The following is a 276-nucleotide window of genomic DNA, read 5'->3' as shown; positions in this document are numbered from 1 at the left end:
CCGGAGAGCGCCTTTGGACGGCGCGCCAGATAGGGATCGAGCCCGAGCTTTGCGGAGGCGCCGGCCACGGCGGCCGCAATGGTTTCCTTGGTGCTGCGGCGCAGGCGCAGGCTGTAGCTCATATTGTCGGCGACACTCATATGCGGATAGAGGGCATAGGACTGGAACACCATGGCGATGTCGCGATCCTTCGGTCTGCGATCGTTGACACGCTCGCCGTCGATGGACAAATCACCTGATGATATCTCTTCCAGACCCGCGATCATGCGCAGCAGC

At 62.0% G+C, this 276-nt stretch carries 1 protein-coding gene; it reads right to left on the bottom strand.

From position 1 onward, the window contains the following. Nucleotides 1–276 (bottom strand): ATP-binding cassette domain-containing protein (locus SB764_RS39850; protein WP_410866729.1); only part of this gene is annotated, 276 nt, incomplete at both ends.

This window comes from Paraburkholderia sp. SIMBA_027, from assembly GCF_046535315.1.
Taxonomy (GTDB): domain Bacteria; phylum Pseudomonadota; class Gammaproteobacteria; order Burkholderiales; family Burkholderiaceae; genus Paraburkholderia; species Paraburkholderia tropica.
The sequence above is the reverse complement of the archived record's forward strand: the minus strand, read 5'-3'. Positions and strand labels throughout refer to the sequence as shown.